Raw genomic sequence first — 22,496 nt, 5'->3', positions numbered from 1 at the left:
TACTGTACGCTGGCAACGCCCCTGACTGGAGACCTAATTTTCTTGGCCAGCGTTCTTCTTGCCCATTTTTCCGACCCCCATCTGCCTCTGGCTGGCCTGCCCACATGGCGGGAATGGCGGGTTAAACGCGCATTAAGCCTGCTCAGCTGGTTTACCCGCCGCAGGCACCTGCATACATCCGCCCCCCTCGCGCGGGTCATGCACGATATCGAGCTATCTCACCCCGAGCTTGTAGCCATTACGGGGGACATGACCAATCTGGGGCTGCTCTGCGAGTTCCGTGCGGCGCAACGTTGGTTAAAAGAGCAGAACCTGCCACCGACCCTGCTTGTCCCCGGCAACCACGAAGCGCTGGTGCGTGAAAAAAATGAGGAAAAGCGAACCCTGTGGGCACCATGGCTCCACATGGGTAACGACCCCAAAGCCCCATCCGTTCTGGTGCACAACCATGTGGCCCTGATCGGGGTCAACACTGCGGCCCCCTCGCTGCCTTTTCTGGCAACCGGCAGGACGGGACGGGACCAGCTTGGCCTGCTGGGAACCACGCTCAAGAAACTCGGCGAGTCTGATTTGTGCCGTATTGTACTGTTACATCACCCTCCCGTCATGGGGCTTGTGGACAAACGCAAGGAGCTGACCGACCTGAACATCTTACAGGACATCCTGCGGCAGGAAGGAGCGGAACTTGTGCTGCATGGGCATTCCCACCGCGCGACATTTTCCACCATTCCGGGCTCTGCAATTCCTGTTGTGGGAACAACCTCCGCCTCGCATGTTGCTGACAGCCCCCAAAAAGCGGCGGGCTGGAACCGAATAACCATTACCGCCCAACCCGGCACATGGGATATTGATGTGCAGCGCAGAGCACTCGGCACGGATGGTTTTATGCATAACTGTGAAACAGGCATGGCATACACACTGCATCGCCATTTACCGAAAACCGCAGTATGACATATCCCATGCTGAACGCGCCCGCCATACGCCGCATTATCCAGCGGTTCAGGCCCACAACGCTTGACCGTTACCTGATCAATCAGGTTATCCCGCCATTTACCATTGCGTTGGCTGTGGTCATGACAGCGCTTCTGCTTGAGCGCCTGCTGGTTCTTTTCAACCTGCTGGCTGCTGGCAACAATAATCTGGGCACTTTTGTTGAACTACTGACCACTTTGCTCCCCCATTATCTGGGGCTGGCCATACCTGCGGCTCTTTGCGTGTCGGTTTTTGCCGTCATGCGCCGCATGAGCCAGAATGAGGAAATTGACGCCGCCAATAGCAGCGGCCTCTCCCTGCTGCGAATCACACGTCCCTATATTCAGCTAGGCTTAGGGTTGGGGATTGTATCCTTCCTGCTTTATGGGTTTATTCAGCCCCATGCACGGTATGATTTTAGGGCTGCGTTCTACTTTGCCAGTCATACGGGTTGGTCCCCACGCCTGCAGCCGCGCATGTTCGCCCGTCCCTCGTCTGACCTGACCCTCGTTGCCGAGCAGGTCACCCAGAGTGGCTCTGAGCTGAAAAACGTCTTTATCCACGATACATCGGACCATCTGGAACGGAACATTACCGCCCGCAAAGGCCATATCCGCATTGCCTCGGACGGGGGTACGGTCCAGCTGGATCTGGAAGATGGCATTATTGTCTCTGATTCGGGCGACAAGCTCCCCAGTCTGACAACATTCCAGCATTCCACACGCTACCTGACCCATGCCTCCCAGACCGCTCCATTCAGGGTCCGGGGGGATGATGAACGGGAGCTAACATCCCCCGAACTGATCCGGAACCTGATCCGTCAGGATGGCAGTATCTCGCAGCCACATATGTGGTCGGAACTGCACTTCCGCCTTGCCCGCAGTCTGACCATTCCATTTATTCCGCTGCTTGCTACGGCCCTGGCCATGGCGCGCAAGCGCCAGCGCAACAATGCGGGTCTGCCCATTGCCTTTATCCTCATGATCGGCTTCGACCATATTCTGCAACTCGGGCACAGCATGGTCGCAACCAAACAACTGTCGGTCCTGATCATATGGGCACCGGCTCTTGTTTTTATTGCTCTGTGCGTAACGTTGCTTCTTTACCGTTCGGGCACGTTCCTTCTCTGGCGTGCCCACAGGGCGCAACCGACCAGAACCCAGTCGGCATAAAGAAAACCGTATTATGAGCAAGCCCTCCCCCTACCCGCGTTATGTCCTGCTGCGTTACCTGTCCGGCGCCCTGCTTTTTCGTGTGGTGTTCTGCTGTTGTGTGCTGGTCAGCCTGTTGGAAATTCTGGCGTTGCTGGAACAGACAACACCCATTTTGCAACGGCATCTGGGTATTCTGGGAATAATCAATTACGCCTGCATGCGCATGCCATTCCTGCTGTCTGGCGCGCTCCCCCTGAGCACGCTCATTGGCGCGCTGCTGATGCTGACGCAAATGACCCTTGCCAGCGAAATGGCCATTCTGCGTGCCGCAGGTCTGTCCACGTTAGGGTTATACAAATACCTTGTGCCCGCAACATTGCTGATCGGGCTGGCAGGTGTTGTGCTGGACGATCAGGTCACCCCCCGCTCCGAGCAGGCTTTGGCCGCATGGTGGAATCGCACGGACCCCACCCCTCAGGACGGGCACTCCTTCTGGTTCCATGACGGATCAAACCTGACCCATATTGGTCATGTGGCCGATGGCGGCAACATGCTTGGCACGGTAGACGTATATCTGCGCGACGGGGGCGGCATGCTGAACAAAACCATGCATGCGCAGACCGCCCAATACACGGGCGCGCATGGCTGGACCCTTTATGACGTGGAAGGGCTGACGATTGATCTGAAGGACCAGAAAGTCGACCGCCTGGACCATCAGACAAACATACCGTGGAACACGACTCTGACTCCGCGGGACTTTATCCGCCTGTCTTCGGGTAATGCACCTTTATCCACATCCACGATTATTGGCATGCTGCGTGGGCAGCTTGCCTCCGATTCCAGCCCGGGCTTTCTCAAGGCCGGGCTTATGGAGCGGTTCCTGCGCCCGGCGTCCCTGCTTGTTCTGCTGTTGATCGCCATGCCAGTAATCTATATCCCTCCACGGACGGGTACACGCAGTTGGTTGCCAGTATGGTGTCTGGGGGCCGGGCTGCTGTTTATTGTTGTACAGGGACTGCTGCGGGCCATGGGTAATGCCGGTCTGCTCCCGCCTCCGATTGCAACAGTTCCCACGTTGATCATTTTTACATTGGGAGCACTCACCGTGCTTCTGAGGAACGAAACACGATGAGCGGAACTCTGAACAACCCCTCCCTCAAGACTGGTCGCAGCTTTGACCTGGGCAAAATGGATCTCCGGCAGCTGTGGATCGCCTATCTGACGTATCCAACCATCCTGCTATACTTCGCCTTTGTTATTGTCAGCGCGTTTGTGTCTGCCCATTTTTTTGCTGGCTGGCCCAAAACCCTGAGCGCCATGCTGGCGGTGGTCTTTGTGTACCCCATCGTGTGGTACATGCTGCACCGCTATGTTCTGCATGGGCATCTGCTTTACAAAAACAAATGGACCGCATCTTTGTGGAAGCGCATCCACTTTGACCACCATCAGGACCCGCATCTGCTGGATGTTCTGTTTGGCGCGCCTGTTACAACCCTGCCGACCATTGCCGTTATTACCCTACCCATCGGCTATCTGATCGGTGGCACAGGCACGGCGGCGGTGGCTTTGGGCACGGGTATTGCCATTACCTGCATCTATGAATTCTTCCATTGCATCCAGCACCTGAACTACAAGCCCCGTTCGGCATGGATCCAGCGCATGAAGGCCCGCCACGTGCTCCACCACTTCCATGATGAAGATGGTAATTTTGGCATTACCAGCTTTGTTGTGGACCGGGTTCTTGGCTCGTATTACCTGGACGCCAAAGCCCGCCCACGCAGCCCGACCGTGTTCAATCTGGGGTATGACATTGAACAGGCCTCCCGCTATCCGTGGGTTATGGAACTGACCGGCGCCCCTCCGCGCGACCGGCCTGATGGTGCCCGCCCAGACCAGAAACGCGCTGCATGACCGTGGCTCCCGCCATTACCGCGCTGGTGCTTGCCGGAACACGCCCCGGCAAGCCGGACCCCGTTGCCGTTGCCGGAGGTGTATCGCACAAAGCACTTCTGCCCATCGATGGCGTGCCTATGGTTGTGCGGGTGGTGAACGCCCTACAGGCCGTGCCCGCCATTACCCGCATTGTGGTTTGCCTTGAAGACCCGACCATTCTGGATGGCATTCTACCTCCAGAGGTACAGGTCGTTCCCTCCCGGGCGGAAGGGCCGAGTGCCAGCGTGCTGGATAGCCTTGCGCGCTTTGGCACACCTTTGCTGGTCACAACGGCGGATAATGCCCTGCTCCAGCCTGAATGGGTGGAGGAACTACTCCACAAATCCGCGTCCCAGACAGATATTGCCGTGGGCGTGGCGACTCAGGCCTCCATCCAGCAGAGTGTGCCGCAGACCAAGCGCACCTATATCCGCCTGACGGATATGGTTTTTTCTGGCTGCAACCTGTTTTACTTCAAAACCTCGGTTTCGGCTCGGGTTGCGGACCTGTGGCGCAGTGTGGAAAAAAACCGCAAGCACCCCCTCCGCGTCGCATGGACGCTGGGGTTAGGCATACTGCTCCGCGCTGTTATGGGGCGGTTGTCGACGCAGGCGCTCTATGCCCGCATTTATGCCCTGACAAGTGCACGCGCTGAACTGCTCCCCCTGTCTGACGGCCGCGCCGCCGTGGATGTGGACAAGGAAGCAGACATTATTCTGGCCCAAAAACTGGCCCCAGCACTCAAGTTAGAATACGGGCACTAACTCGCCAGGGAACAGCTCACGCCTTGCATCAGGCTGGCATGAGCTGTTCCAGCACTGCGGGAATAGCCTGCATGCCCGTAGCAGTTGCCGCAGCCTTGTGTGCCAGTTCGGGCGCACCATACCCCCACCCGGCAAACACAAACGGGCAGCCCACACCTTGCGCCGCCAGATAATCGGGCGGCATATCCCCCACCATCACGCTCATGGGCGCACTGCCCCCGGCCTGCGCAATGGTGCCTAGTAGATGCCGCGCATCTGGCTTGCGGGCGGCAAAACTGTCTCCGCCCCCAACACTTGCAAACAGAGACGTCAGGTTAAAATCTGACAAAATTCGGCGCGCTGCTTTTTCCGGCTTATTGGTACAGACCGCAAGCTGCCAGCCTTGGGCATGCAGGTGCCGCAAGGCATCCTCCGCGCCGGGGAACAGGCGGGACAAACGGGTAGCACGCGGCGTGTAAGCCGCCATAAAGCGGCTGACCGCCTCCTCGGTAGAAAGAGGCATGGCGGGCATAGCCCCGCTCTCTTGTGCCTTTTGCTCCAGAGCGGCCTGTAAAGCCCGCTCCACCAGTGCCTGCACACCATGACCAACCATGCCGCGCACCTGTGTATCGGACAATAATGGCAGGCTACATTGGGCCAGAATTTCGCGGCAGCATTCGGCCAGATCCGGCAAGGAATCCAGCAAAGTGCCATCCATATCAAACACGGCCAGACGCAAAGCAGACATTCCGTTCCTCCGCCCCGTAAATATTAGAAAACTTTTATGATATTGGCATGGAGTTTTTCCTTAAGCGAGACGTTTGACACATGCCGGAGCTTGGCTTACCGCATCACTTATGACGTCTGATCCCGCATTCCGTCCTGCCACAGCGGTTCTTCTGGCCGCCGGGCTGGGCACCCGCATGAAATCCTCCCGCCCCAAAGCTGTGCAACATCTTGCCGGTGGGCCCATGCTGGTCCATTTGCTACGTAATGCAGCAGAGGTTTTTGACCGTCTGGTGGTCGTGATCGGCCCGGACATGGCCGAAGTGGCCGAAGTGGCCGCCCCCTACCCCGTTGTGATCCAGCATGAGCGACTGGGCACCGCCCATGCCGCCCTACAGGCCGCGGACTGGTTTGGAGAGGGCGACGTGGCGGTCCTTTACGCCGACAACCCCCTTATTTCCGCCCAAACACTGAGCGCTCTTCTGGATGAACGGCGCAAACCCGGTGTGGGACTGGCCTTGCTGGCCATGCGTCCGGCAGCCCCTGCCCGCTATGGCCGCGTTGTTACCCATGCAGGCAACGTGGAACGTATTGTGGAATGGTCGGACGCCACACCCGAGGAACGCGCCATAGACCTGTGTAACGCAGGCGTGCTGTGCGCCGATGCAACGGATTTCCGCCGTTGGCTGGAAGCCGTGGGCAACGATAACGCAAAGGGCGAATTCTACCTGACGGATGTGGTCGATCTGGCGGTCGCCGAGCATGCGCAGGTGCGCGCAGTAGAGGCCGCAGAGGACGAACTACGCGGCGTGAACTCCCGTAGCGAACTGGCTCAGGCCGAAGCCGCCCTGCAAAAACGCCTGCGCCAGAACGCGATGGACAACGGAGTTACTCTGGTTGCCCCCGAAACGGTCTTTTTGGCCACAGATACGCAACTGGCAGCCGATGTGCTGGTTGAGCCGAATGTTGTGTTTGGCCCCGGCGTTATTGTGCATGAAGGGGCCGTTATTCGCGCCTTCAGCCATCTGGAGGGATGCGAGGTCCATTCAGGCGCTATTGTTGGCCCATACGCCCGTCTGCGGTCGGAGACCACGATTGGCACAAACGCGCGTGTCGGCAATTTTGTTGAACTCAAAAGTGCCGAACTTGGTGCCGGTGTAAAAGTTAACCACCTGTCCTATATAGGGAATGCACAGGTTGGCGCCCACTCCAACATCGGGGCCGGGACAATTGTGTGCAACTACGATGGTGTGTTCAAACATACCACATCCATCGGCAAAAATACGTTTGTCGGCTCCAACTCGGTGCTGGTCGCACCTGTTGAGATAGGTGAGAACGCACTGATCGCGGCAGGCAGCACCATTACAAATAATGTGCCATCAAACGCACTGGCTCTGGGACGTGCGCGCCAGACCACCAAACCAGAACGTGGCAAACTGTTCAAAGATGCCCTGAAGGCAAAAAAGGAAAACGGCTGATGTGCGGAATATGCGGCGTTGTCGGGTTACGCCATGCAACCCCCATTGTGCTCGAAGGCCTACGCAGGCTGGAATACCGCGGGTATGATTCCGCAGGCATTGCTACTTTGGTCAATGGGCGCGTGGAGCGCCGCCGGGCCGCTGGCAAGCTGGATAATCTGGCCAAACTACTGGAGCAGGACCCCCTTCCCGGTAAAACCGGCATTGGCCATACCCGCTGGGCCACCCATGGCGCTCCCACAACCTGCAACGCCCACCCCCATGGCACCGCCCGCGTGGCCATTGTGCATAACGGCATTATTGAGAACTTTGAGGCGCTAAGGCTGGAACTGGAAGCCGCTGGGCAGGTTTTTGAAACCGAAACCGACAGCGAAACCATTGCCCTGCTGGTGGACTACCACCTGCAACAGGGCCTGCCCCCCAAGGAGGCAGCCCTTAAAGCGCTCAAACGTCTGGAAGGCGCATACGCAATTGCCATGATCTTTGCCGACCACGAAGGGCTGATGATCGGGGCATGCAACAACGCGCCACTGGCCGTGGGCTTTGGGGATGATGAACTGTTCCTTGGTTCGGACTCCCTCGCCCTCGCCCCCTTGACCCGCCGCATTACCTACATGGAAAATGGCGACTGCGTGGTGATCACCCCCCAAGGTGCGCAGTTCATGACCTTTGATGGTGCCCCCCTTGAACGCTCGGTGCAGATTACCGCCCTGACGGCAGGTTCCATCGGCAAGGACGGCTACCGCCATTACATGGAAAAGGAACTGCACGAACACCCGCTGGTCATCGGGCAGACCCTGCAACGCATGATCGACCCGGCAACACGCAAGGTGGTTCTGCCAGAACTCCCCTTTGATCTGGCCACGGTGCCCCGTGCGGTCATTACCGCCTGTGGCTCTGCTTTTTACGCGGGCATGGTGGGGCGTTACTGGCTGGAGGAAATTGCACGCCTCCCGGTCGATATCGACGTTGCCAGCGAGATGCGCTACCGCAACCCGCCCCTCACACCAGGCTCGCTGGGCCTGCTAATTTCCCAGTCCGGTGAGACGGCTGATACGCTGGCAGCCCTGCGCAGCCTGCGCGAAAAAGCCATTCACATCCTGTCCGTGCTCAATGTGGAACACAGCACCATGGCGCGTGAAAGCGACGTGATGCTGGGGACCGTGGCCGGGCCGGAAATTTCGGTGGCGTCCACCAAAGCCTTTACCGCACAACTGACCGTTCTGGCCTGCCTGACCATTGCCACCGCGCGCGCGCGCGGCAAGCTCGACCCGCTGGGGGAAGAAGAACTGGTAGCCGCACTTATGGACCTACCCAGTCGCGCGGCGGAAGTGTTCAACCAAGGGAACGCCATTCGCAAAATGGCCGCCGTGGTGGCCGAAGCGCGCGACGTGCTCTACCTTGGTCGGGGCAGTATGTTCCCTGTGGCCATGGAAGGCGCGCTCAAGCTGAAGGAAATTTCCTACATTCACGCAGAAGCTTACGCCGCGGGGGAAATGAAGCACGGCCCCATCTCCCTGATCGACCGTACGGTGCCAATTGTGGCCAGCGTGCCCTCTACACCGCTGTTTGATAAAACCCTGTCAAACCTACAGGAAGCCAAAGCCCGCGGTGGCCGCCTGCTGGTATTTACCGACACGGAAGGGGCAGAACGCGTTTCCGCCATTGCCGAGCAGATTGTGGTGCTCCCACGTGTGCATGACTTTGTCGCCCCGATCCTGCAAACTATTCCGGTGCAGATGCTCGCTTACGAAGTTGCCGTGCTCAAGGGCACGGATGTTGACCAGCCCCGCAATCTGGCAAAATCCGTAACTGTGGAATAACCACCAACAGGGGCTGGCACCCCGCCGGGGAGCCAGCCGCCGCGCATATGGGCTTTAGGGCGTCTGCTTTGGGGTCTCATCCAGCCGCATGACGATATGACCCATTTTGGGGTGCTCCACTTCCAGCCTGACAACCGACATGCCAATATTAGGAATATTCTCAAACCAGATCCGCCCGATCTGTGGCTGCCTGAGTTTGCTGAAATGGCCATTGGCCGTAAAACCCTTAACCTGCTGCAAAACAAAATTACAGGTCACAGCCTCTTGCCCCCATGCGCGGGAAGTGCCCGATGGCGGCCGTTCCACACCTGTGTTGCGTACGCTCAACGTGCTCAGGCGCAGGCCATCAAAAAGCTTCTGCGGTGTTTCCTCACAGTGGTTCTGGGTCTGTAGCTGGTGCAGCAGGCCAACCAGTATAGCCACCACATCCTGCGCGCCGGTTCTTTCCTCGGGGGTAACCTTCTCGCGGGTGCCAACTGGGGGCTCCTGCACGGTAATCTGGGGCACTCCGGCCTGATACACCATATGCAGGTGACTCTGCTCGTGGTTATAGGTGCCCGCACTGTCATACTGCGCAGGTTCGGCTAGCCCATTGGCCAAAAACTGGCCAGATCCCTGCATACGCATGTCTGTTTGTACAAACAGACCAAAAAAACCAGCCGTCTGGACCTGCGCCACGCCGCTATAGGCATTGCTCCCCAGCCTGTAGGCAACACTTGCCGTTAACACATGCAGACCATGCACATTGATCAGGTAACGCGCGGAGGTCTGAGGAACAGCCCCTTCCGCCCGGGCCTGTAGCGTACTGGGCCAGAATGTTGCGGGCAGCACACCAAGCAGTATGCCAAGAGCCGCACCCTGTGCCGCAAGGCGACACATGTTTTTGCGGGGCATCATGACCGCCCGCACACCGGAAAAACGCATTTTATATTCCTGTCCAAGCGCTTAACCAACGCGATAGCCGAGCCGGAAGGAAACCGCCTCCGCCAGGCGGGAGGCCACAGCCCCCAGCCGCTCAACGCTGTACCGCCCCAGTTCCGCCTGAGGCAGGCTGATCCCTATACCTGCCAGCGCACGGCCGGAATGGTCTTTAACCACCGCACCAAAGCACCACAGTCCGTCATGCACCTGTTCATCATCCACCGCGTAACCACGGTCCTTGATTTCACCAATTTCACGCACCAGCGTTGTCACCGAACATATGCCATTGGGAGTGAGCGGTTGGGGCCATGTGGTAACCGGATGCAAGGCCAGCCATTCCCTGAAGGATGCATCGTCCATACCTGCCAATATGGCATTGCCCGTAGCGGTAAATATGGCAGGCAGGCGCATACCCACCCTGAAGGATGCACCCAGCACGGTCGCACTGTTGCGGCAGGCCACGTACACCACTTCCGCCCCTTCAAGCATGGTGAGCGTCACGGTAAAGGACTCCAGATCCGAGCGAGTCTCCAGCACATGGTAGAACTCACTCACCAGATCCCGCTTTTCCGTAACATCCCCCGCCCAGTCAAGCAGGCGTGTACCCAGCCGGTACCCCTGCGTGACCGTTTTTTCCAGCAGCCCCAGTTCCTGCATAACCGCGAGCAGACCGTGGGCCGTGCTGCGTGGCAGGTCCAGTTGTCTGGCCACATCTGCCGCCAGAGGCGGTTTGGCGGCGTCCTTAACCATATCAAGTATACGAACGGCCCTGCGGAGAGCGGGAACCGTATCCTGCGATTTGGACATGTTATTCTTATTTTCCATGTTGACAGGAGAGGCTCATATCTTCATATTCCACATACGGGATCGAGTTCAACATAATGAACAATAAAAAGCAGAACACGATCTTGCCGCGCACAAGATGTGGTGGAAGTCTGGCACAAGAACCCGGAACAGGGCAGCAGGCTTCCACCCACTACTTGCAGACAACATAACATCTCGCTCCTTCTCTTGTGGTGCGCTACACAGGATGCCTTACCTGCCACAAAAGCAGCAAAAGGGCAGCACCTTGGCAACAAGCATATACGATTTTACCCTACCCGCACTTGATGGCGCCAGCATTGACCTGAGTGCCTATAAGGGCCAGCCCATCCTGATTGTGAACACCGCTTCCAAATGCGGGTTTACGCCACAATACGAAGGATTGCAGGCCCTGTGGACACAGTTCCACAAGGCTGGTCTGGTGATTATTGGCATCCCCAGCAATGACTTTGGCCAGCAGGAACCCGGCACATCGGCGGAGATCGCAACATTTTGCCAAAAAAACTACGGCGTGGCCTTTCCCATGGCTGCACGTAGCGTGGTCAAAGGTCAGGCGGCCATACCACTCTTCAAGTGGCTGGATGAGGAACTGGGTTTTCTAGCCAAGCCCCGCTGGAATTTTTTCAAATACCTGATCGGGCGGAATGGGCAGCCTGTTGCGTGGTTTTCCAGCCTGACGACCCCAACCTCCGCACGTGTGCGCAATGCTGTCGAGCGGGCTCTACTCCCCGCCTGACAGGCACCACATAAATAAGGCGACCCCAACCCTGCCGTTTTAATGCAGTGTCGGGGCCTGCCTGTTTTTAGCGTGTTACAAGCTTGCCATCACGCAGGGTAACAACCCGGTCCATGCGCGGCAGAAGTTCCTCGTTATGGGTTGCCACCAGCGCTGCCAACCCCCGCTTGCGCACGGCTTCCAGCAGTTCGGTAAACACCGCATCTGCTGTATGCACATCCAGATTGCCAGTCGGCTCATCCGCCAGCAGCAGAGATGGCGTATTGGCCAGTGCGCGCGCAATGGCCACACGCTGCTGCTCCCCGCCCGAAAGCTTGCCCGGCAGATGGTCAACCCTATGGGCGAGGCCAAACATGTCCAGCAGGCGCTCGGCCTCCTGCCGGGCAACCCTTTTGGGCACACCCGCAATCATTTGTGGCAGAACCACATTTTCCCGCGCGGTAAATTCACCGAGCAGGTGATGAAACTGGTACACAAAACCAATTTCATCCCGCCGTAGGGCCGTGCGCCCGGCATCGGCCATGTTTCTGGTCGATTGCCCACGGATGATAATATCCCCTGCATCTGGCGTATCCAGCAGGCCCGCCAGATGCAGTAACGTGGACTTACCCGTGCCAGAGGGGGCAACAAGTGCAACTATTTCCCCCGCATGCAGCGTAAAATCCGCTCCCTGCAAAATGGGCAGCACGTCGTGCTCGCCACTTCGATAGGTTTTTTGAACGCCTTCAAGGCGCAGGACCACTGAATCATTCATGACGGAGCGCCTCGACCGGGTCTGTTCTGGCCGCACGCCACGCCGGATACAATGTTGCCAGAAGCGAAAGCAGAAGCGCCATACCGATCACCTCCCCAACCTGCCCCCATTCGAGCTTGGCGGGCAGATGTTCAAGGTAATACACTTCGGGGTTGAACAGGTTTGTCCCCGTCAGGCTTTGCAGCAACTGGCGAATACGCTCGATGTTCATGCAGAACACAATACCAAGTGCCGTGCCAGCCACTGTGCCAGTCACCCCGACAGAAGCCCCACACATAAGAAAAATGCGCATAATGGCGCCACGGCTGGCACCTATGGTGCGCAGCACGGCAATGTCGGCCGTTTTGTCCTTGACCATCATGATCAGGGACGAAATTACATTAAAGGCCGCCACAACAATGATCAGGGTCAGGATCAGGAACATAACATTCTGCTCCACCTGCACTGCCCCGAACAGGGCATTGTTGGCGGTAGTCCAGTCCAGCACCCGCAAACCGGGATCATCCACCGCTTTGACAATAGCCAGCGTTACCGGACGAACATGCTCCGCGTCTCTTGTAGCGACCTGAATCTGCGTCACCTTACCCGGCATCTGGAAGTAAATCTGGGCAGCACGCATGGGCAGGAACACAACGCTGGAATTATAGTCGTTCACGCCTGCATCAAAAATGGCGCTTACACGGTATGACCGCACACGCGGCACTGTGCCAAAGGCCGTTGCCGCCCCCTCGGGCGAGACCAGCGTCAGGCGCGAACCAATGGACAACCCGGCCCGCTCAGCCATGGTTACCCCCACGACAATGGAGTCATCCCCTTGCCCAAACTGGTCCAGAGACCCCGCCACAAGGGATGAACTGACAGCCTTGAGGTCCTGCAGGCCCTGCGCGGTAATGCCATGCACAACACCACCCGCACTGTAAGGCCCGGCACTCAGCAGCACCTGCCCTTCAATAATAGGGGTCGCACTCAGCACATCAGGAACGGTGCGAACCTCCTGCGCCACATCCTCGTACTGCGATATGGTGCGCCCCGCACCATAAATGGTCAGGTCCCCGTTCAGGCCGAGAATGCGACCCATAAGATCAGCCTGAAAACCGTTCATGACCGCCATGACAATGATCAGCGTTGCAACACCAAGTGCAATGCCAACCAATGAGAATATGGCGATGATGGAAACAAACCGCTCCCCGCGCCGCGCGCGGAGATAACGGCCAGCTACCGCACGCTCGAAGGGACCGAACATAGTGATCAGCCTGCCAGAACCAGAGCCAGCGCTTCATCCACGCTCAGCTCCTGCCGCTCACCTGTTGCGCGGCGTTTGAGTTCCACCCGACCTTCCTTGGCACTACGGGGGCCAACTACGATCTGCCACGGATGGCCCATCAGGTCCGCATCGGCAAATTTTACTCCTGCCCGTTCGGGGCGGTCATCATACAAAAAGGCTTCTGGAGCTTTGGCGTAAATCTGCTCGCACATCTCGTCGCACAGGCCGTCACCGGACTTCAGGTTCAAAATAGCAGCGCGGAAGGGGGCTACGGAATCGGGCCAGATAATGCCATTTTCATCATGGCAGGCTTCGATAATGGCTCCGGCAAGGCGGGACACACCAATGCCGTAAGACCCCATTTCGGGGAAGAACTGCCCACCATCGGCACCGCTTACACTCACCCCCATGGATTGGGTGTATTTGGTGCCAAAGTAGAAGATGTGCCCAACCTCTACCCCGCGCCCTTCGCGCTTCTGCTCTTCCGGCACGGCTTCCCATGCAACAGCGTCGTGCATTTCATCCGTTGCGGCATAGGGCGAGGTGACACGGTTAAAAAATGCCTCCAGCGCGTCAGGGTTGTTGGTATCTACTGGTTCGTCCAGCCAATCCTGATCTTCCAGTGCGGCATCATAGAACACGCCGCTTTCCCCCGTGGGGGCCAGAATCAGGAATTCGTGGCTCAGTTCCCCCCCAATCGGTCCTGTATCGGCCCGCATAGGCACCGCACGCACACCCAGACGCTGGAAGGTGCGCAGGTAGGCAAGCATCATACGGCGATAGGTCGCCACGGCCGATGCGTAGTCCACATCAAAGCTGTAGGCGTCCTTCATCAGGAATTCACGGCCACGCATCACACCAAAACGCGGGCGCATCTCATCACGGAATTTCCACTGGATATGGTACAGAACCTGCGGCAGATCCTTGTAGGATTTGACCGTCTGACCAAACAGGTCGGTCACCATTTCCTCATTGGTCGGCCCGTAGAGCAGTTCGCGCTTGTGGCGGTCCTGAATACGCAGCATTTCCGGGCCGTAGGCATCGTAGCGGCCGGAACGGCGCCACAGATCGGCGGACTGCAAGGTTGGCATGAGCACTTCCTGCGCATCCACCCGGTCCTGCTCTTCGCGCACGATCTGGCTGATATTGCGCAGCACTTTAAGCCCGGCTGGCAGCCAGGCATAAATGCCCGAAGCCGTCTGGCGGATCAGACCCGCACGGAGCATGAGCCTGTGAGAGACGATCTGCGCCTCTGCCGGATTTTCCTTGAGGGTGGGAAGAAAGCTGCGCGAAAGACGCATGGACATTCGGCCTTGTATGGGGCAGACCTCCGGCAAAAAAGAGGCAGCCTGTGTTGTCTGTCATTAAGCTGTAAAACAGCCCTGAACAAAAGAAAACCCGGCAGAACCGGGCTCTCTTGCTTCGTCTCTACGTAACTGCGGCTTACACGCGCAGCACGTGCACATCCACCAGCGGACGCTTTTGCAACTTGCGACCCAGAGCGCGACGCAGGGCAGTTTTGGCAGCCTCACGGAAGGCGCTGTCCTCATTACGCAATTCATCGGGAATAACGTCCAGCGCGTTGGCGAATTCCTCGCGCACACGAACACTTTCCAGATCATCGGGGTCCAGCAGGCCAGGAGCGCTGACCTTGGGATCGCCAATAACAAAGCCTTCGTCATCCACGGCAAAGCTGCCAATGACAATGCCGTTGAACAGCATTTTACGGCGCGCAGCCAGCACGCCACCGTTCATGGGCAGCAGGCGGTTACCATCGAGCGCCAGACGGCCCGTGGGGGCTGTATCCACCACTTCCAGCTTACCGGGGGAAAGGCGCAGAATATCGCCATCCTCCATCAGAATTGGGGTTATGCCCATTTCCTGCGCCAGAGCAGCCTGCGCGGTCAGGTGCCGCCACTCGCCATGCACCGGAACAACATGCTGGGGCTTGAGCAGTTCGTACATCTTCTGCACATCACCACCCGTGGCATGGCCGGAAACATGCACAAAATGCTCGCGGTCGGTAATCACCGTTACGCCGCGTTTTGCCAGATTATCCTGCACTGCCATGATCGCCCGTCCGTTGCCCGGAATCATGCGGCTGGAATAAATGACCGTATCCCCTTCCCCGAGGGAAATGTTGGGGTGCACGTCCATGGAAATGCGCGACAGGGCCGAACGCGGCTCGCCCTGACTGCCCGTAATGATCATAAGCAACTGGTCATCGGGGACGTCGTTCACGTCCTGCTCGCTCAGGAACGGCAGCACACCGGACAGATAACCGCACTCACGCGCGGCTGTATCCAGGTTACGCAGCGAACGCCCGACCAGCACAACGGTGCGGCCTGCCGCCTGCGCGGCCATGGCAATGGTTTCCACCCGCGCCACGTTGGACGCAAAGCACGTGACAGCAATACGGCCCTTAAGGCTTGCCACCAGTTCGGTCATGCTCACGCGCACTTCGGACTCGGAGCGCGAGGGGCCGGGCTTCATCACGTTCGTGCTGTCGCATACCAGCGCCAGAACGCCTTCCTTACCAATTTCAGCAAGGCGGTTCAGGTCCGTTGCCGGGCCAACCAGCGGTTCGGGATCGAACTTCCAGTCCCCGGTATGGACAACAACGCCCGACGGGGTCCGCAGCACCATGGACTGGGCTTCGGGCACCGAATGCGTAACAGGTACGAATTCGATATCGAACGGTCCCACATCAAAGCGCGCACCGGGCATGACCACGCGGATCGGCACATCCATTAGGCGGGCTTCGGCCAGCTTGCGGCGCAGCACGGCACTTGCAAACGGGGTCACGTAAATCGGGCATTGCAGCATGGGCCATACATGGGCCACGGCACCAATATGGTCCTCGTGCGCATGGGTAATGACCAGCCCGGCCAGTTTATTCCTGCGCTCAACAATAAAAGCCGGGTCTGGCACCAGAATTTCCGCCTCTGGCGTATCATTCCCGCTAAAACCAATACCGCAATCAATAGCCAGCCATGTATCGCCCTGACGATACAGGTTGAGGTTCATGCCGATCTCACCCGTTCCACCCAAGGGCAGAAAGGCCAGATCGCCGTTCTGTTCAGTCATATTATCCAATTATCCTTCAGCCAAAAAATCTCGTTCTACTGTCAGTTTCGGCAGGGGGTTCCTCCCCGCCAGCAAGCGCAAACCATTGAGGGTCAGCATTGAATCCACATGGTCAAAGACCGTCGTCCCTTCCGAGAAGAGCGGAGCCAGACCGCCTGTTGCGAGCACCTTCATGGAAGGCCCCACTTCACGGCGGATCCTCTCGACAATCCCCTCGATCAACCCCACGTACCCCCAGAACACCCCTGAGCGCATGGCTGCAACTGTATTCCGCCCAATGGCGGAGTCCCCCACAGGGCGACCAATACCAATACGGGGAAGCCTTGCTGCGGCCTGATGCAGTGCCTCGACCGACAGATTGATGCCGGGCGCAATAACACCGCCACAATAGCTTCCTTCCTGATCCACCACATCAAACGTGGTGGCTGTTCCAAAATCAATCACTGTCAGCGGGCCGCCATAGGTGTAGTGCGCGGCAAGTCCGTTGAGCAGACGGTCTACCCCGACCTCGTCCGGGTTATCCATCTTGATGGCAAACCCCCAGTCCAGACGGGCGGAGGCCAACAGTGGCTCTACAGCAAACCACTGGCGGCATAAAGTGCGCAAATGGTAGAGTGCGGCAGGCACCACCGTGCCAATAACTGCCCCCTCGATATCATCAGGGGTCAAGCCCTGCGTCTTGAGCAGCGCTTGCAACCATACCCCATATTCGTCCGAAGTCCGCTGGGGCTGCATGGTAATGCGCCAGACACCACGCCACTTCTCACCGTCGTGCACTGCAAACACAACATTGGTATTCCCTGCATCAATGACAAGTAGCACCCCTACGCGCCCTTTTCCATAAGCAGAATATCCCCTGTTGCGATTGTCTTCATTCCACCTTCCGTATCCAGCAGCAGGCGACCATCTGCCGCCAGACCTGCAAAGAGCCCTCTCTCATAAGTAGTCCCGCCCTGAACGACAAGAGGGGAGCCCACAGGATGCGCTCTTTCCAGCCAGGCCGCGCGAATGGCTGAAAAACCCTGCTGCCGCCACTGCGCCTGCCAGAATTCAAGTCCGTCCAGCACAGACCGGGCCACAATTTCCACATCCGGCACCACGCCACATTGCGCCAGACAGGCAACACGCCGCTCAAGCACACTCTGATCGGGAGCCGAAACAAGGTTCGCACCCATGCCAATAAGAACGTAGGGGCCTTCCCGCTCGATCAGGATACCCCCCATCTTCTGCCCATCGAGCAGGATATCATTTGGCCATTTGATCATCAGGTGGGGCTGGGCCGCAGGGAGTGCTCGGATCAACCCATCGTAGAACCCGAGGGAGGCAACAAAAGGCCAGCCGCCCAATGCATCTGGCCCGGCCTGTGCCGCATCCAGAATAACGCTCAGCGCAAGCCCCTGCCCCCCGTCCAGCCAGGTCCGGCCCCGGCTACCGCGCCCCTTGGTCTGCCGACGGGCCAGAACCGCCATACCCGCCACATCTGTGCCCGAACGACAGGCACTCAGGCAGTAATCGGAAGTCGATGGCAACTCATCAAAACAGGAGAGCCGCCAGAAATCACTCTGCCCGTTCATCCAGCCAGAGCAAGTGCGGCCTGATGCGCCACGGACATAATTGGCCCAAGCACAATGGCAAAAACCACCGTTGCAACACCCATTCCGCCTGAAACAAACAGAAGGCTGGGAGCAGGACGATCCAACGCATCGGCTGGCGCATCAAAATACATAACTTTTACAACCCGCAGATAATAATAGGCACCGACTACACTGGACAATGCGCCAATGCAGACCAGTGCGTAAAGACCAGATTGCCACGCAGCTGCAAAAACCATGAACTTGCCAAAAAAACCGGCCAGCGGAGGAGCGCCCACCATACTGAACATAAAAATGGCAAGAGCAAGCGCCATCCCCGGGTCCGAGCGCCCAAGGCCCGCCAGATCGGCAATGGAATTAACCTCGCGCCCATTACGGCGCATGGCCGTAATGCCCGCAAAAACACCTGCATTCATAACAAAATAGGCTGCAAGATAAATAAGCGTGGCCTGCGTACCTACAGTTGATGCGGCCGCCAGCCCCATCATGGCGTACCCCATGTGGCCAATGGAGGAATAGGCCATAAGCCGCTTGATGTTGGTCTGCGGAATGGCCGCAAAAGCCCCATAAACCATGGATAGAACGGACACGGTCTCGACCAGTATCTGCCAGCGCGGAGCAATCGAGCCAAACGGCCCCGCCATAACACGCAGGAACAGGGCAAAAGCTGCAAACTTGGGAGCCCCCGCCATGTAAGCCGTAACCGGTGTGGGCGCACCCTGATATACGTCTGGCGTCCACATATGGAATGGCACGGCCGATAGCTTAAAGCACAGCCCCACCACAATAAACACAATACCAACCACCAGCCCCATGGGCGGCATGGCCGAAGCCCGGACCGCATCAACCAGCCCTGTATATTCCATGGTGCCCGCATAACCATAAACGAGCGAGATCCCGTAAAGCAGCAGACCGGACGCCAGCGAGCCGAGGATAAAATACTTCATCCCCGCCTCGGACGAGAGAACATTATCCCGCTCAAGAGCGCACAGAATGTAAATGGAAAGAGATGACAGTTCCAGCCCGACAAACAACGTCATCAGGTTCGCCGAAGACGCCATGAGCATGGCCCCCAGCGTGGAAAATAGCATGAGCACCGGTGTCTCGAACGGCAAAGTCTGCCGCTCAGCCGTGCGGTAACTCACGCTCAGTGCCACGGCAACAAAACCACCTGCCAGAATAAGCACCTTCATGAACCGGGCAAAACCGTCATTCACGAATGTTCCGGCATACCCCGCCCCTGATGGGGAAAGCACGACCAGAAAGCCGCAGAGCAGAAACGCGACAAGGCTGAGTATGGCGGCAGGGAAGAACCCCTCCCCCTTCCGCTGGAGCACACCGGCCACCAGAATGATGATACCCGATAAAGCCAGAACAATTTCTGGCAGGGCTACAGTCCAGTTGAACACTGTCACACTCATCGCTGCGCACTCCGCAGAAGATAGGAAGAGAACAAGGTCGGAATGGCGTTGGTCATGCTAAATCACCCGCACAGCGCAACTGTCAGCAGCACCACAAGCCCTGCCAGCATGGTAAAGGCGTAAATGGCGATTGAACCGGTCTGGAGCCGAATGGCCTGCAACGCGCCATCATGCGTGGCCCGCACAATATCCAGCGGCAGACCTTCCACCACACCTTCGTCCCCACCTTTCCACAGAACGCGGGCAAGGGCTGCATAGGGGCGCACGAAAATTCTGTCGTACAGTTCGTCAAAGTACCATTTGTTGAGCAGGAACCGGTAGATCGGCCCAAAGCTGCGGGCCAGAGCTGCCGGTATTTGCGGAGCGCTCACGTACAGAACAAAAGCCAGCGCAATGCCCGCAAGACCCGCAATGCTGGGGAGCAGGGCAATCAGCGATGGTACATGCTCGAACGCCTCCATAATATGGTTGGTCGGCGCATTCACAATAGCCCCGTTCCAGAACGCGCTCTGGTGCGCGCCAATGTAGAACGGTGCAAGAGCCACACCAGCCACAACAGCACCGACGGACAGGATCAGCAGAGGCACGGTCATCACAGCCGGGCTTTCATGCGCACCGTCACGGGCATGGATATCATGGGGTTTGCCGTGAAAGACCAGAAACAGGAGCCGCCAGCTATAAAACGCTGTCAGGAACGCCGTAATGCTGCCCATGGCCCAAGCATAATGGCTGTAGGATGCATCGGACGCCCAGAGCGCGTTAAGAATGGCATCCTTGGACCAGTACCCTGCAAAGGGATAAACCCCCGCCAATGCCAGACTGCCCAGCCACATGACCACATAGGTAATGGGCAGTTTTTTCCACAGCCCGCCCATACGGAACATATTCTGCTCATCATGCATGGCATGAATGACCGAACCTGCGGCAAGGAACAGAAGTGCCTTGAAAAAGGCGTGCGTGGTCAGGTGGAACACAGCGGCCTGATACGCCCCCACCCCAACGGCTGCAAACATGTAGCCAAGCTGCGAGCAGGTGGAATAGGCGATCGTCCGTTTGATGTCAGGCTGCACCATGCCAACGGTTGCCGCAAAAAAGCAGGTTGTGGCACCAATAAGAATAACAAAGGTGCGCGTGCCCGGTGCAAACTCCAGCAATGGCGACATACGCGCCATAAGGAACACACCTGCCGTAACCATGGTTGCCGCGTGAATAAGAGCGGATACCGGCGTTGGACCTTCCATGGCATCGGGCAGCCATGTGTGCAGGAACAACTGCGCTGATTTACCCATGGCCCCCACAAACAGCAGGAAGCAGATAACCTCCAGCATGCGGAAGGAAACACCACATATCGTATATGGCGCGTAAAGCACGTCGGGCACCGCGGCAAAAATGGTATCGTACTGCACGGAATGGAACAGAACGTAGATCAGTCCTATTCCAACAATAAAGAACAGATCCGCCACACGGTTGACTACAAAGGCTTTTATGGCCGCAGCCGTAGCCGCCGGGCGGTCATACCAGTAGCCAATCAGCAGGTAACTGGCCAGCCCCACCCCTTCCCAGCCGAAGAATAGCTGGATCAGATCGTTGGAAGACACCAGCATAAGCATGGCGAAGGTAAACAGGGAGAGGTAGGAGAAAAACCGGTAGGTCGGCATGCTCTCATGGCTCATGTAGCCAATGCTGTAGCAATGCACGAGCAGCGAGACCGCAAGCACCATGCTCACCATGGTAACGGAGAGCGTGTCAAACCGCAGGGTCCATGTTGCGTCAAAGCCCCCGGCGTGCACCCATTGCGCCAGCGGCACGGTAGCGTGAGGAAAGCCCCCCGCCCATGCACCACACAGCGCGCCAACACTGCAAAGAGTAGCAACCCCCATACAGGCGATGGTCACAACCTTGGCGAGTGTATCGCCCATAAACCGGCCACCAAGACCCGCTACGACCGCCCCCGCCAAAGGGGTAAGCACGGCAACGGAAAACAGGTTGAGTTCTGTTTGCATAACGCTGCTCATCCCTTCATCATCGTCACGTCTTCGACCTGGATGGAGCCGCGGTTACGGAAGTAGACCGTAACAATAGCCAGACCAATGGCAGCTTCGGCTGCGGCAATGGTCAGCACGAACAGCACCATGACCTGCCCCGACAGGTCCCCATGAGCCGAGGAAAACGCCACCAGATTAAGGTTGGCCGAGAGCAGGATCAGCTCCATGGACATGAGCAGAACAATAATGTTCTTGCGGTTCAGAAAAATACCAAACACCCCCAGAACCAGAAGTGCGGCGCTGACAAACAGGTAAGGTCCAAGCCCTACAGACGCGATTGCCGTGTTCATGCGCCTTTCTCCTCAGTTTCCGTCTTTTCCGGCTCACCCGCACCATAGGAGCCGGGAACCGCAATTTCGTAATAGGAGCCTTTGGGCCGCAGGAAACCACCCTGCTCAAACACGTTTTCGCCAAGTGGCAGATTAACAAGCTCCAGCGTTTCTTCACGTGTGCGTGCATGCTGGCGGCCGATGTTCTGGCGGCGGCCTGTTGCTGTGTCACGCAGGGTCAGCACGATCGCACCGATCATGGCGACCAGCAGAACAAGCCCGCATGCCTGAAACAGCAGCACATAATGCGTGTAAATAACCGTGCCCAGTGCGGCGGTGTTGGTCAGGCCCGGATCCACGGCCAAAGGTGTGGTTACACCCGCCGGAGCCATGCGCCAGTTGCTAAAGGCCATGACCAGTTCGCCCAGCAACACGCCACCAATACACAGGCCAAGAGGAGCATAGCGCTGGAACCCTTCGCGCATGCGGCTGAAATCTATATCCAGCATCATCACCACGAACAGGAAGAGAACCGCCACAGCACCCACGTAAACAATGACCAGCAGCATGGCCAGGAACTCGGCTCCCGCGACAAGGAATAACCCTGCCGCGTTAAAAAAGCCCAGGATCAGGAACAAAACCGCATGAACCGGGTTGCGTGCGCTAATGACCATGCAGGCCGAAAGCAGCAATACCGCCGCAAAAACGTAAAAAACGAGCTGTGCCATCATTGGCCAACCTCCTGCCCTAGCGTGGT

General features: G+C 57.9%; 21 protein-coding genes. 8 read left to right on the top strand and 13 right to left on the bottom strand.

Going from position 1 to position 22,496, the window contains the following annotated elements; genetic code table 11:
- Positions 1–42: 42 nt before the first annotated feature.
- Genes GOB86_RS02790 through GOB86_RS02770 form a run of 5 tightly spaced genes read left to right on the top strand, consistent with a single transcriptional unit; the run spans position 43 to position 4,822 of the window.
- Entirely contained in the window at positions 43–951 is a 909-nt protein-coding gene (locus tag GOB86_RS02790) for a metallophosphoesterase family protein (RefSeq protein ID WP_242012444.1), read from the top strand.
- Positions 948–2,144, top strand: coding sequence for an LptF/LptG family permease (locus GOB86_RS02785; protein ID WP_165990851.1), 1,197 nt, complete (start codon positions 948–950; stop codon positions 2,142–2,144). The genes GOB86_RS02790 and GOB86_RS02785 overlap by 4 nt, the downstream gene beginning before the upstream one ends.
- 13 nt (positions 2,145–2,157) lie before the next feature.
- Positions 2,158–3,258 (top strand): LptF/LptG family permease, encoded by a 1,101-nt coding sequence (locus tag GOB86_RS02780; protein ID WP_165990850.1) that lies wholly within the window; start codon positions 2,158–2,160, stop codon positions 3,256–3,258.
- Positions 3,255–4,037 (top strand): sterol desaturase family protein, encoded by a 783-nt coding sequence (locus tag GOB86_RS02775; protein ID WP_165990849.1) that lies wholly within the window; start codon positions 3,255–3,257, stop codon positions 4,035–4,037. The genes GOB86_RS02780 and GOB86_RS02775 overlap by 4 nt, the downstream gene beginning before the upstream one ends.
- Positions 4,034–4,822 carry a nucleotidyltransferase family protein gene (locus GOB86_RS02770; protein WP_165990848.1) on the top strand — a complete coding sequence of 263 codons (789 nt, stop codon included), beginning with the start codon at positions 4,034–4,036 and terminating at the stop codon, positions 4,820–4,822. The genes GOB86_RS02775 and GOB86_RS02770 overlap by 4 nt, the downstream gene beginning before the upstream one ends.
- Positions 4,823–4,850: 28 nt before the next feature.
- On the opposite strand, the gene GOB86_RS02765 is transcribed toward GOB86_RS02770, so the two are convergent.
- Positions 4,851–5,549 (bottom strand): HAD hydrolase-like protein, encoded by a 699-nt coding sequence (locus GOB86_RS02765; RefSeq protein ID WP_165990847.1) that lies wholly within the window; start codon positions 5,547–5,549, stop codon positions 4,851–4,853.
- A gap of 109 nt (positions 5,550–5,658) precedes the next feature.
- On the opposite strand from GOB86_RS02765, the gene glmU reads away from it, so the two are divergent.
- Together glmU and glmS are read left to right on the top strand one after the other, a co-directional pair.
- A complete protein-coding gene (gene glmU, locus GOB86_RS02760; RefSeq protein WP_165990846.1) occupies positions 5,659–7,005 on the top strand; it encodes a bifunctional UDP-N-acetylglucosamine diphosphorylase/glucosamine-1-phosphate N-acetyltransferase GlmU in 1,347 nt (448 codons plus the stop codon).
- Positions 7,005–8,828, top strand: a complete 1,824-nt coding sequence (gene glmS, locus GOB86_RS02755; protein ID WP_165990845.1) for a glutamine--fructose-6-phosphate transaminase (isomerizing) — start codon at positions 7,005–7,007, stop codon at positions 8,826–8,828. Before glmU ends, glmS begins: the two co-directional genes overlap by 1 nt.
- 54 nt (positions 8,829–8,882) lie before the next feature.
- On the opposite strand, the gene GOB86_RS02750 is transcribed toward glmS, so the two are convergent.
- Together GOB86_RS02750 and GOB86_RS02745 are read right to left on the bottom strand one after the other, a co-directional pair.
- Positions 8,883–9,752, bottom strand: a complete 870-nt coding sequence (locus tag GOB86_RS02750) for a DUF3108 domain-containing protein (RefSeq protein WP_165990844.1) — start codon at positions 9,750–9,752, stop codon at positions 8,883–8,885.
- A 21-nt stretch (positions 9,753–9,773) separates the two neighbouring features.
- A complete protein-coding gene (locus GOB86_RS02745) occupies positions 9,774–10,556 on the bottom strand; it encodes an IclR family transcriptional regulator (protein WP_165990843.1) in 783 nt (260 codons plus the stop codon).
- A 223-nt stretch (positions 10,557–10,779) separates the two neighbouring features.
- Here GOB86_RS02745 and GOB86_RS02740 point away from each other — a divergent pair, with 223 nt between their 5' ends.
- The gene (locus GOB86_RS02740; protein ID WP_165990842.1) at positions 10,780–11,307 is read left to right on the top strand and encodes a glutathione peroxidase; all 528 of its coding nucleotides are present in this window, start codon (positions 10,780–10,782) and stop codon (positions 11,305–11,307) included.
- 67 nt (positions 11,308–11,374) lie between these two features.
- On the opposite strand, the gene GOB86_RS02735 is transcribed toward GOB86_RS02740, so the two are convergent.
- From GOB86_RS02735 to GOB86_RS02690, 10 genes are all read right to left on the bottom strand, one after another.
- Positions 11,375–12,061, bottom strand: a complete 687-nt coding sequence (locus GOB86_RS02735; RefSeq protein ID WP_165990841.1) for an ABC transporter ATP-binding protein — start codon at positions 12,059–12,061, stop codon at positions 11,375–11,377.
- Entirely contained in the window at positions 12,054–13,304 is a 1,251-nt protein-coding gene (locus GOB86_RS02730; protein WP_165990840.1) for a lipoprotein-releasing ABC transporter permease subunit, read from the bottom strand. The genes GOB86_RS02735 and GOB86_RS02730 overlap by 8 nt, the downstream gene beginning before the upstream one ends.
- Positions 13,305–13,309: 5 nt before the next feature.
- Entirely contained in the window at positions 13,310–14,626 is a 1,317-nt protein-coding gene (gene proS / locus GOB86_RS02725; RefSeq protein ID WP_165990839.1) for a proline--tRNA ligase, read from the bottom strand.
- A 142-nt stretch (positions 14,627–14,768) separates the two neighbouring features.
- Positions 14,769–16,412, bottom strand: a complete 1,644-nt coding sequence (locus GOB86_RS02720; RefSeq protein WP_165990838.1) for a ribonuclease J — start codon at positions 16,410–16,412, stop codon at positions 14,769–14,771.
- Between the two features lie 9 nt (positions 16,413–16,421).
- On the bottom strand, positions 16,422–17,234 hold the full coding sequence (locus tag GOB86_RS02715) for a type III pantothenate kinase (RefSeq protein WP_165990837.1): 813 nt from the start codon (positions 17,232–17,234) through the stop codon (positions 16,422–16,424).
- A 2-nt stretch (positions 17,235–17,236) separates the two neighbouring features.
- Positions 17,237–17,986 carry a biotin--[acetyl-CoA-carboxylase] ligase gene (locus GOB86_RS02710; protein ID WP_165990836.1) on the bottom strand — a complete coding sequence of 250 codons (750 nt, stop codon included), beginning with the start codon at positions 17,984–17,986 and terminating at the stop codon, positions 17,237–17,239.
- On the bottom strand, positions 17,983–19,425 hold the full coding sequence (gene nuoN / locus GOB86_RS02705; protein ID WP_165990835.1) for an NADH-quinone oxidoreductase subunit NuoN: 1,443 nt from the start codon (positions 19,423–19,425) through the stop codon (positions 17,983–17,985). Before nuoN ends, GOB86_RS02710 begins: the two co-directional genes overlap by 4 nt.
- A 62-nt stretch (positions 19,426–19,487) precedes the next feature.
- On the bottom strand, positions 19,488–21,428 hold the full coding sequence (gene nuoL, locus GOB86_RS02700) for an NADH-quinone oxidoreductase subunit L (RefSeq protein ID WP_165990834.1): 1,941 nt from the start codon (positions 21,426–21,428) through the stop codon (positions 19,488–19,490).
- Positions 21,429–21,436: 8 nt separating this feature from the next.
- Entirely contained in the window at positions 21,437–21,760 is a 324-nt protein-coding gene (nuoK, locus tag GOB86_RS02695) for an NADH-quinone oxidoreductase subunit NuoK (RefSeq protein WP_179290120.1), read from the bottom strand.
- On the bottom strand, positions 21,757–22,470 hold the full coding sequence (locus GOB86_RS02690) for an NADH-quinone oxidoreductase subunit J (protein WP_165990833.1): 714 nt from the start codon (positions 22,468–22,470) through the stop codon (positions 21,757–21,759). The genes nuoK and GOB86_RS02690 overlap by 4 nt, the downstream gene beginning before the upstream one ends.
- Positions 22,471–22,496 lie beyond the last annotated feature (26 nt).

The organism is Acetobacter lambici (assembly GCF_011516885.1).
Classification (GTDB): Bacteria; Pseudomonadota; Alphaproteobacteria; order Acetobacterales; family Acetobacteraceae; genus Acetobacter; species Acetobacter lambici.
Note: the sequence above shows the minus strand (reverse complement) of the source record. Positions and strands in the feature narration are given on the sequence as shown.